General features: G+C 67.7%; 13 protein-coding genes, 1 tRNA gene and 1 pseudogene. 8 read left to right on the top strand and 7 right to left on the bottom strand.

Annotated features, from left to right (window positions below; genetic code table 11):
* Window position 1 precedes the first annotated feature (1 nt).
* The 6 genes from pstB (at window position 2) to rnt (ending at window position 4,656) form a co-directional block, all read left to right on the top strand.
* Complete coding sequence (pstB, locus tag MNQ95_RS11515; RefSeq protein ID WP_241952950.1) at window positions 2-832, top strand: phosphate ABC transporter ATP-binding protein PstB; 831 nt, start codon at window positions 2-4, stop codon at window positions 830-832.
* Complete coding sequence (phoU, locus tag MNQ95_RS11510; protein WP_162410084.1) at window positions 832-1,545, top strand: phosphate signaling complex protein PhoU; 714 nt, start codon at window positions 832-834, stop codon at window positions 1,543-1,545. The genes pstB and phoU overlap by 1 nt, the downstream gene beginning before the upstream one ends.
* A 117-nt stretch (window positions 1,546-1,662) precedes the next feature.
* Entirely contained in the window at window positions 1,663-2,082 is a 420-nt protein-coding gene (locus tag MNQ95_RS11505) for an HvfA family oxazolone/thioamide-modified RiPP metallophore (protein WP_162410085.1), read from the top strand.
* Window positions 2,083-2,237: 155 nt separating this feature from the next.
* Window positions 2,238-3,101 carry an HvfB family MNIO-type RiPP peptide maturase gene (locus MNQ95_RS11500; RefSeq protein WP_241952949.1) on the top strand — a complete coding sequence of 288 codons (864 nt, stop codon included), beginning with the start codon at window positions 2,238-2,240 and terminating at the stop codon, window positions 3,099-3,101.
* Window positions 3,094-3,837, top strand: coding sequence for an HvfC family RiPP maturation protein (locus MNQ95_RS11495; protein ID WP_238390324.1), 744 nt, complete (start codon window positions 3,094-3,096; stop codon window positions 3,835-3,837). The genes MNQ95_RS11500 and MNQ95_RS11495 overlap by 8 nt, the downstream gene beginning before the upstream one ends.
* Before the next feature lie 222 nt (window positions 3,838-4,059).
* Window positions 4,060-4,656, top strand: coding sequence for a ribonuclease T (gene rnt / locus MNQ95_RS11490; protein ID WP_425501333.1), 597 nt, complete (start codon window positions 4,060-4,062; stop codon window positions 4,654-4,656).
* A gap of 45 nt (window positions 4,657-4,701) precedes the next feature.
* Here rnt and rlmB read toward each other — a convergent pair whose 3' ends face one another.
* The 3 genes and pseudogenes from rlmB to rnr form a co-directional block, all read right to left on the bottom strand.
* Complete coding sequence (rlmB, locus tag MNQ95_RS11485) at window positions 4,702-5,448, bottom strand: 23S rRNA (guanosine(2251)-2'-O)-methyltransferase RlmB (RefSeq protein WP_241952948.1); 747 nt, start codon at window positions 5,446-5,448, stop codon at window positions 4,702-4,704.
* 126 nt (window positions 5,449-5,574) lie between these two features.
* The gene (locus MNQ95_RS11480; RefSeq protein WP_241952947.1) at window positions 5,575-6,120 is read right to left on the bottom strand and encodes a GFA family protein; all 546 of its coding nucleotides are present in this window, start codon (window positions 6,118-6,120) and stop codon (window positions 5,575-5,577) included.
* 6 nt (window positions 6,121-6,126) lie between these two features.
* Window positions 6,127-8,379: pseudogene (gene rnr, locus MNQ95_RS11475) on the bottom strand (ribonuclease R); the annotation flags it as partial.
* A 328-nt stretch (window positions 8,380-8,707) separates the two neighbouring features.
* On the opposite strand from rnr, the gene MNQ95_RS11470 reads away from it, so the two are divergent.
* Window positions 8,708-8,792, top strand: a tRNA-Leu gene (locus MNQ95_RS11470).
* 362 nt (window positions 8,793-9,154) lie between these two features.
* Here MNQ95_RS11470 and arsB read toward each other — a convergent pair.
* From arsB to MNQ95_RS11450, 4 genes are read right to left on the bottom strand one after another with little or no spacing between them, the layout of a single operon-like run.
* Window positions 9,155-10,192, bottom strand: a complete 1,038-nt coding sequence (gene arsB / locus MNQ95_RS11465; protein WP_162410240.1) for an ACR3 family arsenite efflux transporter — start codon at window positions 10,190-10,192, stop codon at window positions 9,155-9,157.
* Between the two features lie 13 nt (window positions 10,193-10,205).
* Window positions 10,206-10,733 (bottom strand): arsenate reductase ArsC, encoded by a 528-nt coding sequence (locus MNQ95_RS11460; RefSeq protein ID WP_241952946.1) that lies wholly within the window; start codon window positions 10,731-10,733, stop codon window positions 10,206-10,208.
* A gap of 7 nt (window positions 10,734-10,740) precedes the next feature.
* Entirely contained in the window at window positions 10,741-11,229 is a 489-nt protein-coding gene (locus tag MNQ95_RS11455) for an ArsI/CadI family heavy metal resistance metalloenzyme (RefSeq protein WP_162410093.1), read from the bottom strand.
* Window positions 11,226-11,564, bottom strand: a complete 339-nt coding sequence (locus MNQ95_RS11450) for an ArsR/SmtB family transcription factor (protein WP_162410094.1) — start codon at window positions 11,562-11,564, stop codon at window positions 11,226-11,228. The genes MNQ95_RS11455 and MNQ95_RS11450 overlap by 4 nt, the downstream gene beginning before the upstream one ends.
* Window positions 11,565-12,007: 443 nt before the next feature.
* On the opposite strand from MNQ95_RS11450, the gene parC reads away from it, so the two are divergent.
* Window positions 12,008-14,257: a DNA topoisomerase IV subunit A gene (gene parC, locus MNQ95_RS11445; protein WP_241952945.1), complete on the top strand. Its 2,250-nt coding sequence runs from the start codon at window positions 12,008-12,010 to the stop codon at window positions 14,255-14,257.
* The last annotated feature ends 45 nt before the right edge of the window (window positions 14,258-14,302 follow it).

Raw genomic sequence — 14,302 nt, 5'->3', positions numbered from 1 at the left:
CATGAACGAACTCCAATCCGCCGTGCCAATGCAGCGCATCGCCGTGGCTGCGAATGCCGATGCGGGCCTCGCCCCGGCACCGGTCAAACTGGCCGCCAAGGGCCTGGACTTCTACTACGACAAGTTCCATGCGCTGAAGGACATCCACCTGGAGATTCCCGAAAAGCGCGTGACCGCGCTGATCGGCCCCTCCGGCTGCGGCAAGTCCACCCTGCTGCGCATCTTCAACCGCATCTATGCGCTGTATCCCAAGCTGGAGGCGCGCGGCGAGGTGCTGCTCGACGGAGAGAACATCCTCTCGCCGAAGTACCCGATGAACCGGCTGCGCAGCAAGGTCGGCATGGTGTTCCAGAAGCCGGTGCCGTTCCCGATGACGATCTTCGAGAACGTCGCCTACGGCATCCGCCACCACGAGAAGCTGTCCAAGGCCGACATGGCCGTGCGCGTCGAGCAGGCGCTGCGCCAGGGCGCGCTGTGGGACGAGGTCAAGGACAAGCTCAACCAGAGCGCGCTGGGCCTGTCCGGTGGCCAGCAGCAGCGCCTGTGCATCGCCCGCGCCGTGGCCCTGCGCCCGGACGTGCTGCTGCTGGACGAGCCGACCTCGGCGCTGGACCCGATCTCCACCAGCCGCATCGAGCAGCTGGTGGAGGAACTCAAGCGCGACTACACCATCGTCATCGTCACCCACAACATGCAGCAGGCCGCGCGCGTCTCCGACTACACCGCCTTCATGTACCTGGGCGACCTGATCGAGCACGACCGGACCCAGGCCATCTTCTCCAGCCCCTCGAAGCAGCAGACCGAGGACTACATCACCGGGAGGTTCGGCTGATGAACACCAGCATGCCCCACGAACACATCGTCAAGAGCTACGACGAGGAGCAGCACCACCTCGTCGAGGAAATCGTGCGCATGGGCCTTACCGCCGTGGCGCAGCTGGAAGCGGCGCTGGACGTGGTCGACCGCCGCGACGACAGCGCCGCGCGCAGGATCGTGGCCAACGACGAATCGATCGATGCGGCCGAACGCCGGATCAGCCACGACGTGATGCTGCTGGCCCTGCGCGGACCGATGGCACGCGACCTGCGCGAGATCCTCGCCGGCCTGCGCATCCCGGCCGACATCGAGCGCATCGGCGACTATGCGGCCAACGTCGCCAAGCGTTCGATCGCGCTCAACGCCGCACCGCCGATGCCGCACACCTCCGGCCTGCGGTCGCTCGGCGCGCTCGCCGCCGACCAGGTCCGGCAGGCCCTGCAGGCCTACCGCGAGAACGACGGCGCCCTGGCCCTGCAGGTCCGCGAGAACGACGCGCAGCTGGATCGCCGGTACACCGCGCTGTTCCGCGAGCTGCTTACCTACATGATGGAAGACCCGCGCAACATCACGCCGTGCACGCACCTGCTGTTCATGGCCAAGAACCTGGAAAGGATCGGCGACCACGCGACCAACATCGCCGAGAACGTCTGGTTCCTGATCCATGGCGAGCAGCCTCTGCCGCCGCGTGACAAGCGCGACGACACCAGCACCACCGGCGCGGTCTGAAGCGCGCACCGGATGCCAACACCGGGATAACGCACCGGGGGTAGACTGGCGTCCCCCCGGCGGCCGGCGCACCGCATCCTGCGCCGACGTTTCCATCCAGCATCCCGGAGATCGAACATGTCCAAGCAGACACCCGCCGCCATCGCGCTCGGCACCGCCCTGGCAGGCTTGACCCTGGCCGGCTCGGCCTTCGCCATGGAGCCCCTGGCGCAGGGCTACATGCTCGCCGGCGAAGCCGCCAAGGCGCACGAGGGCAAGTGCGGCGAAGGCAAGTGCGGCCTCGAGAAGGTCGACGCCGACAAGGACGGGCGCGTTTCGCAGGCCGAGTTCGTCGCCGCCCATCCGGAGAAGGCCGACCAGTTCGCGAAGATCGACGCCAACCAGGACGGCTTCCTCGACGAGGCCGAACGCAAGGCCCACCACGCCGCCAAGGGCAGCGAGGGCAAGTGCGGCGACAAGGCCGGCGAGAAGAAGGCGGGCGAAGGCAAGTGCGGTGAAGGCAAGTGCGGCGAGGGCAAGTGCGGGGGCATGGCCTGAGCGCGAACTGGCGGCGCGGGCCGTGAGCCCGACCGACTCCTCGCTAGAGCCAGACCCCGCGATGATGCGACTGCCTGGCAACGGCCCGCACAACCATGTGCGGGCTGCCGGACGATCGGATCCTCTGCCTGGCCTGGGCGTTCCGCCGATCGACGATGAAGCTGCCTGACGCCAGCGCCGGACTGGGATTGAGGCGCGCGCTGCTCGACGAGCTGCGCGCCGCGCCTGCAGGCGCCTTCGATTTCCTCGAATGCGCGCCGGACAACTGGATCGGCGTGGGCGGCCGGCTGGGCGAGGCGCTGGATGCACTGTCGGAGCGGCATCCACTCACCTGCCACGGGCTGTCGCTCTCGCTCGGCGGCACGCTGCCGCTGGACGAGGTGTTCCTGGCGAAGACGCGGCGCTTCCTCGACCGGCACCGCGTCGTGCTGTACAGCGAGCACCTGAGCTGCTGCACCGACGACGGCCACCTCTACGACCTGATGCCGATTCCGTTCACCGGCGAGGCGGTGCGCCACGTCGCCGCGCGGATCGGCCGGGTGCAGGACGTGCTGGGCCGGCGCATCGCCGTGGAGAACGTCTCCTACTACGCCGCCCATCCGGCCCTGGCCGGCGAACCGGACATGGACGAAGCCAGCTTTGTCGGCGCGGTGCTGCAGGAGGCCGACTGCGACCTGCTGCTGGACGTCAACAACGTCTACGTCAACGCGATCAACCACGGCTACGATCCGCACGCATTCCTGGCCCGCATGCCGGGCCGGCGCATCGCCTCGTACCACGTGGCCGGCCATTACGACGAGGCCGAAGACCTCAAGGTCGATACCCACGGCGCGCCGGTGAAGGGTGACGTATGGGCGCTGCTGGCCGAAGCCTACCGGTTGCACGGCATCCGCCCGACCCTGCTCGAACGCGATTTCAACCTGCCGCCGTTGCCCGAACTGCTCGGCGAGGTCGCGCGCATCCGCCAGCTCCAGCAGGCGGCATCGCCCGGGCATGGCGCGGACATGCTCCGTGCCTGACCTGCACCGGCAGCAGGCAGCCTTCGCCGCGCACCTGCGCGATCCGCAGGCCCATCCGGCACCGCCGGGGATCGATCCGCGACGGATGGCGATCTATCGCGAACTGTTCTTCAACAACATCGCCGGCCTGCTCGGCGGCAATTTCCCGGTAATCCGGCGCACGCTGGGGGAAGAAGCCTGGACCGCCCTGGTGCGCCGCTTCTACGCCGACCATCGCAGCCACACGCCGCTGTTCCCCGAACTGGCGCGCGAGTTCATCCGTTTCCTGGAGTCGCGCGCCGGACAGGGCGATCCGCCGTGGCTGGTCGAACTGGCGCATTACGAATGGATCGAGTTGGCCGTCCAGATCGATGACAGCGCAGTGCCGGCGCACGATCCCACCGGCGACCTGCTGGACGGAAAGCCCGTGGTCTCGCCATTCGTGCGTGCGCTGGCATACCGCTGGCCGGTGCACACGATCGGCCCGGAGCATCGCCCCGCCGTCGCGCCGGCCGATTCGACGCTGTTGCTGGTCCGGCGCGACCACGAGGGGCGGGTGCGTTTCGCCGCGATATCGCCACTGGTCTACCGGCTCCTCGAACTGCTGGCCGACGGTGCGGGCAGTGGCCGCGCCTCACTGCAGGCGCTGGCGGCCGAAGCCGGGGTATCCGCCGACGAGGCCTTCATGGCCCAGGGCGAGGAGATGCTCGAACGCATGCGCGGCGAAGGCACGCTACTGGGCAGCGCTGTTCCGTAGGAGCGGGCACGACCACGACACCGACGCGCATGGCACAGGCGACGCCATCGCGATCGCGACGGCCTCGTATCGCCGGCTGAAGCCAGCGCCTGCGACACGATCGCGGGCGCACACTCCGTCGCAGCGACCCGCGCCACCACGCTCTGCTAACCTTCGCCCATGAGCAACAGCGACCTGCAAACCCCCGACGACGCCGAAGCACCTGCCGCGCCCCCGGGCGCCATGGCACGCCGCTTCCGCGGCTTCCTGCCGGTGGTGGTGGACGTTGAGACCGGCGGATTCGACTGGAATCGCCATGCGCTGCTGGAAATGGCCGCCGTCCCGATCGAACTGGACGAGCAGGGCCTGTTCGTCCCCGGTCAGACCGCCAGCGCGCACTTCATTCCGGCGCCGGGCACCGAGATCGATCCGAAGTCGCTGGAAATCACCGGTATCGACCTGGACCACCCGTTCCGGCTGGCCAAGCCGGAGCGCGACGCGCTGGGGTACGTGTTCAACCAGGTCCGCGCGGCGGTGCGCAGGCACGGCTGCCAGCGCGCGATCCTGGTCGGGCACAACGCGCACTTCGACCTGAACTTCGTCAACGCGGCGGTCGCGCGCAGCGGCCACAAGCGCAACCCGTTCCACCCGTTCAGCGTGTTCGACACGGTGACCCTGGGCGGCCTCGCGTACGGCCAGACCGTGCTTGCCCGCGCGATGCAGGCGGCCGGCTTCGACTGGAATGCGGAAGACGCGCATTCGGCCGTGTACGACGCCGAGCAGACCGCGCGGCTGTTCTGCCGCATCGCCAACGCCTGGCCTTCCCCGCTCCCGGGCTGACTGGTCGTCCCGGATCCGCCCCGGTCCATCCGGGGAACGTCGCCGTCAGGCGCGCTGGCGTACCACCTCGAACAGGCACACGCCCGCAGCCACCGACACGTTCAGGCTCTCGATCTCGCCCGGCATCGGGATACGCACCAGCCCGTCGCAATGCTCGCGGGTCAGCCGGCGCAGGCCTTCGGCCTCGCCGCCCAGCACCAGCGCGACATTGCCCTTCAGGTCCAGCGAATACAGCGACGGTTCCGCTTCGCCGGCCAGGCCGTAGATCCACACGCCCAGCTTCTGCAGGTCGCGCAGCGTGCGCGAGAGGTTGGTCACCGACACCACCGGCAAGCGGTCGGCGGCGCCGGCCGAAGTCTTGCGCACGGTGGCGTTCACCGGCGCCGACTTGTCCTTCGGGATCACCACCGCGATCGCGCCGGCCGCGGCGGCGCTGCGCAGGCAGGCGCCAAGGTTGTGGGGATCCTGTACGCCGTCGAGCACCAGCAGCAAAGCCTTGCCTTCGGCCGCCTCGACCAGCCCCGCAAGCTCATGCTCGTCCCACGTGCGCACGGCCGCGTAGCGCGCCGCCACGCCCTGGTGGCGCAGCTGGCCGGCGATGCCGTCCAGCGCCTGGGTAGCGACCTTGCGCACCTCGATGCCGCGGCGCCGCGCCTGCTCCTCGATCTCGACCAGGCGCGGATTGCGCGCACCGGATTCGACCAGCACCTCGCGCACGTGTTCGGCGTCATTCTCGACGGCCGAGGCCACGGCGTTGACGCCGACGATCCACTGGTTCTGCTTGCTGCTCATGCGCTGTGCCGCCGGGGGAAGGCCGGCATTATCGCATCGGCCGGCGTCCGCCCGCAGCGCGGCAGCGGCCCCGCCAGGCACGCCCGGCGAAGCGGCTTGGTGGAAAAAGCAACGGGAAGCCCCGCTCTACCCAGGGGCGCCGGGGCTACGCGGGGAATCAGGGAGCCCGTCCGCATCGGCCGGCGGCCAGGCGACGGTGTCGTGGTCCGGGTGCTGGCATGGAACGATGCGGGAGAGGAATGCAGCCGACGCCTCGTCCTCGTCGGTGCGCCGGGCCGGCAGTTCGGCCAGGCCATCCACGAACGGCAGGCGACCCTCGATGCCGTACTGGATCCAGGGCGGAAGGCCTGCCGGATCGTCGAACGCCCCGGCGGCCAGGGCCACTCCGTCCGGTGCCTCGTACGTCAGCGGCGTGCCGCACGCACCGCAGAAACCCCGCCGCACCAGGTTGGACGACTGGTAATGGCGGGGCCCGCCGCGGGTCCATTCCAGCAGCGCGCCTCGGGTCGAGACCAGCGGCGCGTAGTACGCGCCGAACGCCTTCTGGCACATCCGGCAATGGCAGATCGAGGCGTCGCCCAGCACCCCGGTCACCCGGAAGCGCACCGCGCCGCACTGGCAGCCACCGGCATGCACGGCCGCTTCCGGCGATGCGAGCACGTCGGTCGCCATCGCGCGTCAGTACTTCTGCTTGGTCCGCTTGGCCGGCTGGCCACGCGGAGGCGGGGGCGGCGGGCCGCCGTCGCGCTCCTTGTCCTCGACCAGGCGGAAGTCGATCTTGCGCTCCTCCAGGCTGGCCTTGAGCACGATGATCCGGACCCGGTCGCCGAGCCGGAACTGCATGCCGCGACGCTCACCCGACAGCGTCTTGCGCACCGCGTCGAAGTGGTAGTAGTCGTGCGGCAGCTGGGTCACGTGGACCAGGCCGTTGACCTTGGACTGGTCCAGTTCGATGAACAGGCCGAAGCTGGTCACGCCGCTGATCACGCCGTCGAACTGGCCGCCGACATGCTGCTCCATCCATGCGGCGCGGTAGCGCTCGTCGACCTCGCGCTCGGCCTCGTCGGCACGGCGCTCGCGCTCGGAGCACTGCAGCGCCAGCGCGGTCATGTCGCGCGGCGAATACCTGAATGCCTCGGGCTTCTGCCTGGACAGCACGTGCTTGATCGCGCGGTGCACGAGCAGGTCCGGATAGCGGCGGATCGGCGAGGTGAAATGCGCGTAGGCCTCCAGCGCCAGGCCGAAGTGGCCGGCGTTGTCGGGCGAATAGACCGCCATGCTCTGGCTGCGCAGCAGCACCGATTCCAGCAGCGTGGCGTCGGGTCGCTCGCGCACCTTCTTCAGCAGGCGGGTGTAGTCGCCGGGCTGGACCTTGCCCCACGGCGGCAGGCTCAGCTTGAACTCCTTGAGGAACTCCAGCAGGTCGGCGTACTTGCCCTCCGGTGGCTTCTCGTGGACGCGGTACGGGGCCGGGACGTGCGCCTGGAGCAGGTGCCGCGCCGCCTCGACATTGGCCGCGATCATGCATTCCTCGATCAGCTTGTGCGCGTCGTTGCGCACCAGCATCCCGGCCTGGGTGACCTCGCCGCGGTTGTCCAGGACGAAGCGCACCTCGGAGGACTCGAACTCGATCGCGCCGCGCTTCTCGCGTGCCTTCGCCAGCACCTGGTAGAGCTGGTGCAGGCGCTCGACATGCGGCAGGACCGCCGTGATCTCCGCGCGCGTCTCCGCGTCGTCCTCGCCCACCGCCTTCCACACCTGCGTGTAGGTGAGCCGTGCGTGCGAGTTCATCACCGCCTCGTAGAACTTCGAGCGGGTGACCTGGCCGTCGTGGTCGATCTGCATGTCGCAGACGAAGCACATCCGGTCGACTTTCGGATTCAGCGAGCAAATCCCGTTGGACAGGGTCTCCGGCAGCATCGGCACGACGAAGCCGGGGAAATAGACCGAAGTGGCGCGCTTCTGCGCCTCGTCGTCCAGCGGCGTGCCGGGCCGCACGTAATGGGACACGTCGGCGATGGCCACGACCAGGCGGAAGCCGGCCTTGTTGACCTCGCAATAGACGGCGTCATCGAAATCCTTGGCGTCCTCGCCATCGATGGTGACCAGCGGCGTGGCGCGCAGGTCCACGCGGTCGCCGATCATCGACGGCTCCACCGCCAGCGGCACCGCGGTCGCCTCGTCCAGCACTTCGGGCGGGAATTCGTGCGGCAGGTTGTGGCCGTGGATCGCCGCCTCGACCACCAGCGACGGGGTCAGGCTGTCGCCGAGCACCGCGACGATCCTGCCGATCGGCGGGCGGCGCGCATCCGGGGCGTGGACCAGTTCGCACACCACCAGTTGCCCGTCGCGCGCGCCACCGGTGCCGTCGGGCGGCACCTGCACGTTGCGCTGGATGCGCTTGTCGTCGGGGATGACGAAGGTGATCCCGGCCTCGGTGCCGAAGCGGCCGATCAGCCGGCTCACGCCACGCTCGAGCACGCGGGCGATGCTGCCCTCGCGCCGTCCTTGGCGGTCGATGCCGGTGACGTTGGCCAGCACGCGGTCGCCATGCATGGCCTTGCGCATTTCATAGGGCGACAGGAACAGGTCGTCGCCGCCGCCCGCATCCGGGCGCAGGAAACCGAAGCCGTTGGGATTGGCGATCACCGTGCCGGAGATCAGGTTGGTGTGTTCGACCGGGGCGAAGCCGCCGCGCCGGTTCTGCACCAGCTGGCCGTCGCGGACCATCGCGCCCAGGCGCTTGCCGAGCGCATCGAAGCGATCCGGCTCGGCCAGGCCCAGGGCCTGGGCCAGTTCCTCGGCCGTCTGCGGCCCGCCGGCCGCCTCCAGCGTGGCGAGGATCGATTCGCGGCTGGCGATGGGATTGGCGTAACGATCGGCTTCGCGCGCAGCGTGCGGATCGTTGAATCCCGTGCGCGGCGCGCCTTGCGGACGCGGCGACTGCGCGGAGCGGGCGCCCCCGGAGCCATGCCTCGGGGCCGAGGGCGGAGGTTCGGGCATCCAGGGCGGCAGTTTCTTGCCTGGCCCCTTGCCGGCCTGCTTGCCGGAGCGCGCCTGGCCCGGCCGCGCCGCGCCCGAAGTTGACTTGTCCCCGGTCGTCCCGGCGCCCTTGCGGCCTTCGCCGCCCGTGGCTTTCCCGCCACGATTGCCTTGTTTTTTCATGTCCCGATGGTACACCCCGGCCGGATCAGCACCGCGTGGAGCCGGCAGGCGTTGACAAGATTTCAGGCACCCCCCAAAATGCGCGGCCTCACCTGCCCAGGTGGCGGAATTGGTAGACGCACTAGTTTCAGGTACTAGCGGGTAAAACCGTGGAGGTTCGAGTCCTCTCCTGGGCACCAACACGACGTTTCAGGCGATCCCACGGAGGACCTGGACGACTCAAAAAGCCCCGCGAAAGCGGGGTTTTTTGTTGCCTGCACTCCCCATTCGTCCCGTTGCATCCCAAGCGGGCCGGGGACACGGTTAGGGAGAACGCCCGAGTCCAGCCTGGCCGCCCAAGGCACAAAATCTCCCTACGACCGCAATGCCACGCGCTGACACAGACGCGCATTCGCAACTCCAAGGCCGACGACTACCCGTTGCGGGATGGACAAGGCCTGCATGCCATCGTTACGCCTTCCGGCGACAGCGGGCGCCCGCCAAGGAAATCCACCCGGCCGCCGCCAAGTTGAAGCTCCCCCGCAACGGGTCCGCTTAATGTTCACGCCCCCTGCCGTGCGCCGATGTCGTACCAAGATCTCGTTCGATTCACGATCATGACCACGGAAAGCATCACAGGGACTTCGATCAGCACGCCGACGACGGTCGCGAGCGCTGCACCGGACTGAACTCCGAACAGGCCAACCGCTGTCGCGACCGCGAGCTCGAAGAAGTTGCTGGCGCCAATAAGCGCTGACGGCCCGGCGATTTCGTGGGCGACACCGAAGCGGCGGTTTAGCAGGTAGGCAAGTCCGGAATTGAAGTAGACCTGGATCAGGATCGGCACCGCAAGAATGGCGATGACCAATGGCTGCTCAACGATCTGTTTCCCCTGGAATCCGAACAACAACACCAGCATGGCCAGCAATGCCAGAAGCGAGACCGGTGCAAGCATTGCCAACACCGCGCCCAGACGCTTCGGGCCGCCGTGCGCCAGTAGCCAACGCCGCAACAGCGCGGCTACCGCAACTGGCACCAGGATGTAGAGACCCACCGACAGCGCAAGCGTGTCCCACGGCACCACGATTGAAGAAAGGCCAAGCAGAAGCGCTACGAGGGGGGCGAACGCCACGACCATGATCGCGTCGTTGAGCGCGACCTGGCTCAGGGTGAAGTTTGCATTTCCGCGGCACAGGTGGCTCCATACGAAGACCATTGCCGTGCACGGCGCCGCGGCGAGCAGGATCAGCCCTGCCATGTACGAATCAACCTGGTCAGCGGGCAGCCAGTCGATGAAGACGTGGCGCAGGAAGATCCATCCCAGCAGCGCCATTGAAAACGGCTTCACCGCCCAATTGATGAACAGCGTCACGCCGATGCCGCGCCAGTGGCGGCTGACTTGGCGCATCGCGCCGAAGTCGACCTTCATCAGCATCGGCACGATCATCAACCAGACCAGTACTGCGACCGGCAGGTTGATCTTCGCGACCTCCACCGAACCCAATCGCGCGAACGCATCCGGGAACCAGTGACCGAGGGCGGTACCGGCAAGGATGCACAGGCCGACCCAAGCGGTCAGGTAGCGCTCAAAGAACGGCATGCGCCGCGCTGGGTCAGCCATGGCCAACGGTCTCGTCTTCCGGTTGTACGAAACCGATCCGGTCGAGCGATTCCTTGAGCGCAGCGCGGTCATTCCACAGCTGCGCCGGCAACGCCAGCAGAGCGAGCAGGCGTGCTTTGACGACCCGGTGCGCCTGGGCGAAGGCCTCGCGCTTGTCCTGCTCGGTGCCCTCTATCGCAGCAGGGTCGGGCAGGCCCCAGTGCGTCCGCAGGAAGTCGCCAAAAACTACCGGACAGGTTTCCGTGGCCGCCGAATCGCAGACAGTGACCACCAGATCGATAGGTGCGGCGCCATCGGTGGCGAACTCGTCCCACGACTTGCTACGCAGCCCTGCGGCTGCAATGCCGTCGGATGCGAGCTGCTGGAGTGCGAATGGGTTAACCCGCCCGGCAGGCCGGCTGCCTGCGCTGAAGACCTCGAAGCGATGACCCGCCCATGCGCGCAGCGTGGCTTCGGCCAGAACGCTACGCGCGGAATTGCCAGTACATAGGAACAGGACGCGGATGCGATTCGGCTCCATGGCGACCTCAGCAACAGCCAGAAGCCGGCGCACAGAAAGTCCCGCCAGCGCTTGCGCTCTGGGCCGTCTCGGCCGTCTCCGGCAGGCACGATGCGCCATTGGTGGCACAGGTCGGCTCGCCCGCGTAATAGGTCGTGGCGTCGCCCAGCGTGTGGAAGGTCTCCCAGCGGGTGCCCTGCGGATCCTCGGTCCACAGCTTGTCCGAATGGGCGTAGCAGCATGTGGCCGACTCCTCGGGCACCACTGTGCCGCCGGCTGCGGTCAAGCGCCGACCCAGCTCGCGCAGGCCAGCGTCGTCGTCCACCTGTAGGCCGAGATGATCGACGCCAGGAACACGGCCGGTATTGGAAATTGCGAAGTTGACCCGCGGATCATCGAGCATCCACTTGGCATAGTCCGGCTTCAACACAGTGGGCTCAGTGGCGAACAGTTCGGTGTAGAAGCGGATGCTTGATGCGAGGTCGGCGACGTTGAGGTGAACGTGAAAGCGGTTCATCGGGAGGCCTTCTTGCTGGGCGCGCAGGTCTGCGCAGGGCCGCAAGCGGTCACACCGCCGCAGCAGTTTTCGGTCAGGTAGTCGAGCAAGCCATTCATCTGCAGGTAGTTGGCGCGGACGCGGATAACGCGCCCTTCGCGTTGGTCATTGACCAAGGCCGCGGCACGCAGGATGTTCAGGTGGGCGGTAAGTGTCGCCGCGGGAATGTCGAGCCGTTCGCGCAGTTCGCCGACGGGCAGGCCGTCCGGTCCGGCCTGGACCAGGATGCGGAACGCGGCCAACCGAGATTCGTGGCCAAGGGCGGACAGGGCTTTCAAGGCGATCTTTGTTTCCATATTTCCAGAATATAGGAATTATAAGGTCGGTCAAGTACCCCGTGCTCGGCGCCTCGGGTCGTGGGCCGTTGATCAGCTACGAACGAGTGCTGGAACAAGGCACCCTGTCGCGAAGGCATGTGCCGCGGCGCGCACACTGACATTGGACAATGCGAGTGCCACAACGGGCTGCAAGCCAGCGCCGACCAACCGTGCTGGCTGCGCGACCGAGATCAGCACAGGGGATACAACAAGGGAGAACGTTCCACGCAACGCTCCGGACGCCTGTTATAGATCAAGTGCTTACCTCCCCTGTTCGAGTCCTCTCCTGGGCGCCATGGGAAAAATAGAAAACCCTTTCGTTGCCCGGATGCGGCGATGCCCACCGGGCAGACGCCTTCCACGGCGCCAGGCTCATCGACGCCGCGGGGTAGAATCGCGGCCTGTCCCCCGATGTGCCGCGCATGACCGACCCGACCATCCGCCCCACCTTCCACGGCTTCGAACAGATCCCGCTGCGCGAGTACGCCGAGCGCGCCTACCTGGACTATTCGATGTACGTGGTGCTGGACCGCGCCCTGCCCTTCGTCGGCGACGGGCTCAAGCCGGTGCAGCGCCGCATCATCTACGCGATGAGCGAGCTCGGGCTCAATGCCGGCGCCAAGCCGAAGAAGTCCGCGCGCACCGTCGGCGACGTGATCGGCAAGTACCACCCCCATGGCGATTCGGCCTGCTACGAGGCGCTGGTGCTGATGGCCCAGCCGTTCTCCTACCGCTACCCGCTGATCGAAGGCCAGGGCAACTTCGGCTCGACCGACGACCCCAAGTCGTTCGCGGCCATGCGCTACACCGAATCCAAGCTCACCCCGATCGCCGAAGTGCTGCTGGGCGAACTGGGCCAGGGCACGGTCGACTGGGTGCCGAACTTCGACGGCACGCTCGAGGAGCCGAGCTGGATGCCGGCACGGCTGCCGCACCTGCTGCTCAACGGCACCACCGGCATTGCGGTAGGTATGGCCACGGACGTGCCGCCGCACAACCTCAATGAGGTGGTCAGTGCCTGCGTGCGCCTGCTCGACGATCCGGACGCCACGGTCGCGGACCTGTGCGAGCACGTGCGCGGCCCGGACTACCCGACCACCGCGGAGATCATCACCGGCGCGAACGAACTGCGCACGATGTACGAGACCGGCAACGGCAGCGTCCGCGCCCGCGGCACCTGGATCAAGGAAGGCACCGGCAACTTCGTCGTCACCGCCCTGCCCTACCAGGTCTCGCCGTCGAAGGTGATCGAACAGATCGCCGCGCAGATGCGCGCCAAGAAGCTGCCCTGGCTGGAAGACATCCGCGACGAATCCGACCACGCCAACCCGGTGCGGGTGGTGCTGATTCCGCGCTCCAACCGCGTGGATGCCGAGCAGCTGATGGGCCACCTGTTCGCCACCACCGACCTGGAGAAGAGCTACCGCGTCAACCTCAACATCATCGGCCTGGACGGCAAGCCGCAGGTCAAGAACCTGAAGATGCTGCTGCAGGAATGGCTGACGTTCCGCAGCAGCACCGTCACCAAGCGCCTCAAGTATCGCCAGGAAAAGCTCGAGCGCCGGCTGCACCTGCTGGAAGGCCTGCTGGTCGCGTTCCTCAACCTGGACGAGGTGATCCGGATCATCCGCACCGAGGACGAGCCGAAGGCGGCGCTGATCGCCCGGTTCGGCCTGTCCGACGACCAGGCCGAGTACATCCTCGAGACCAGGCTGAAGCAGCTGGCGCGCCTGGAGGAAATGAAGATCCGTGGCGAACAGGACGAGCTGGCGAAGGAACTGGAAAGGATCGTCGCCATCCTCGGCAGCCCTTCGAAGCTGAAGAAGCTGGTCAAGGACGAGCTGCTGGCGGACGCGAAGAAGTTCGGCGACGAACGTCGTTCGCCGCTGGTCCAGCGCGGCGCGGCGCAGGCCATCGACGAGAACGAGCTGGTCCCCAGCGAGCCGGTGACGGTGGTGCTGTCGGAGAAGGGCTGGATCCGCCAGGCCAAGGGCCATGACGTGGATGCCGCCGGGCTGTCCTACCGGGATGGCGACGGGCTGCTCGCCGCGGTGAAGAGCCGCAGCACGCAGCAGGTGGCGTTCCTGGATTCGCAGGGCCGCAGCTACTCCTCCGCCGCGCACAGCCTGCCCTCGGCGCGCGGCAACGGCGAACCGCTCACCGGGCGCTTCTCGCCGGCATCGGGCGCCTCGTTCCAGGCCCTGGCCAGCGGCGACAACGACAGCCGCTTCGTGCTGGCGTCTTCGCACGGCTACGGCTTCGTCACCCGCTTCGAGAACCTCACCGGCCGCAACAAGGCCGGCAAGGCGATGCTCAACCTGACCCCGAATGCGCGCGTACTGCAGCCGGCGGCGATGGCCAATCCGGAAGCCGACCGCATCGTGGCCGTCACCAATGTCGGCCACCTGCTCGCGATCCCGGCGGGCGACCTGCCGGAACTGGACAAGGGCAAGGGCAACAAGCTGATCGACATCCCCAAGGCCAAGCTCGCCACCGAGCGCGTCGTCGCGGTAGCCGCGGTTTCACCGGGACAGACGCTGCAGGTCCGCAGCGGACAGCGCACGATGTCGCTGTCGTTCAAGGAGCTGGACGCCTACCTGGGCGCAAGGGCCACGCGGGGTGGCTTGCTGCCGCGCGGGTGGCAGAAGGTCGATGGACTCGCTGTCGAGTAGTTGCTCGCTGACGCAGCGCGCGGCGGCGCGTCGAACGCCGTCGCA

Source organism: Pseudoxanthomonas daejeonensis (assembly GCF_022637495.1).
GTDB classification, from domain to species: Bacteria; Pseudomonadota; Gammaproteobacteria; order Xanthomonadales; family Xanthomonadaceae; genus Pseudoxanthomonas; species Pseudoxanthomonas daejeonensis.
Note: the sequence above shows the minus strand (reverse complement) of the source record. Positions and strands in the feature narration are given on the sequence as shown.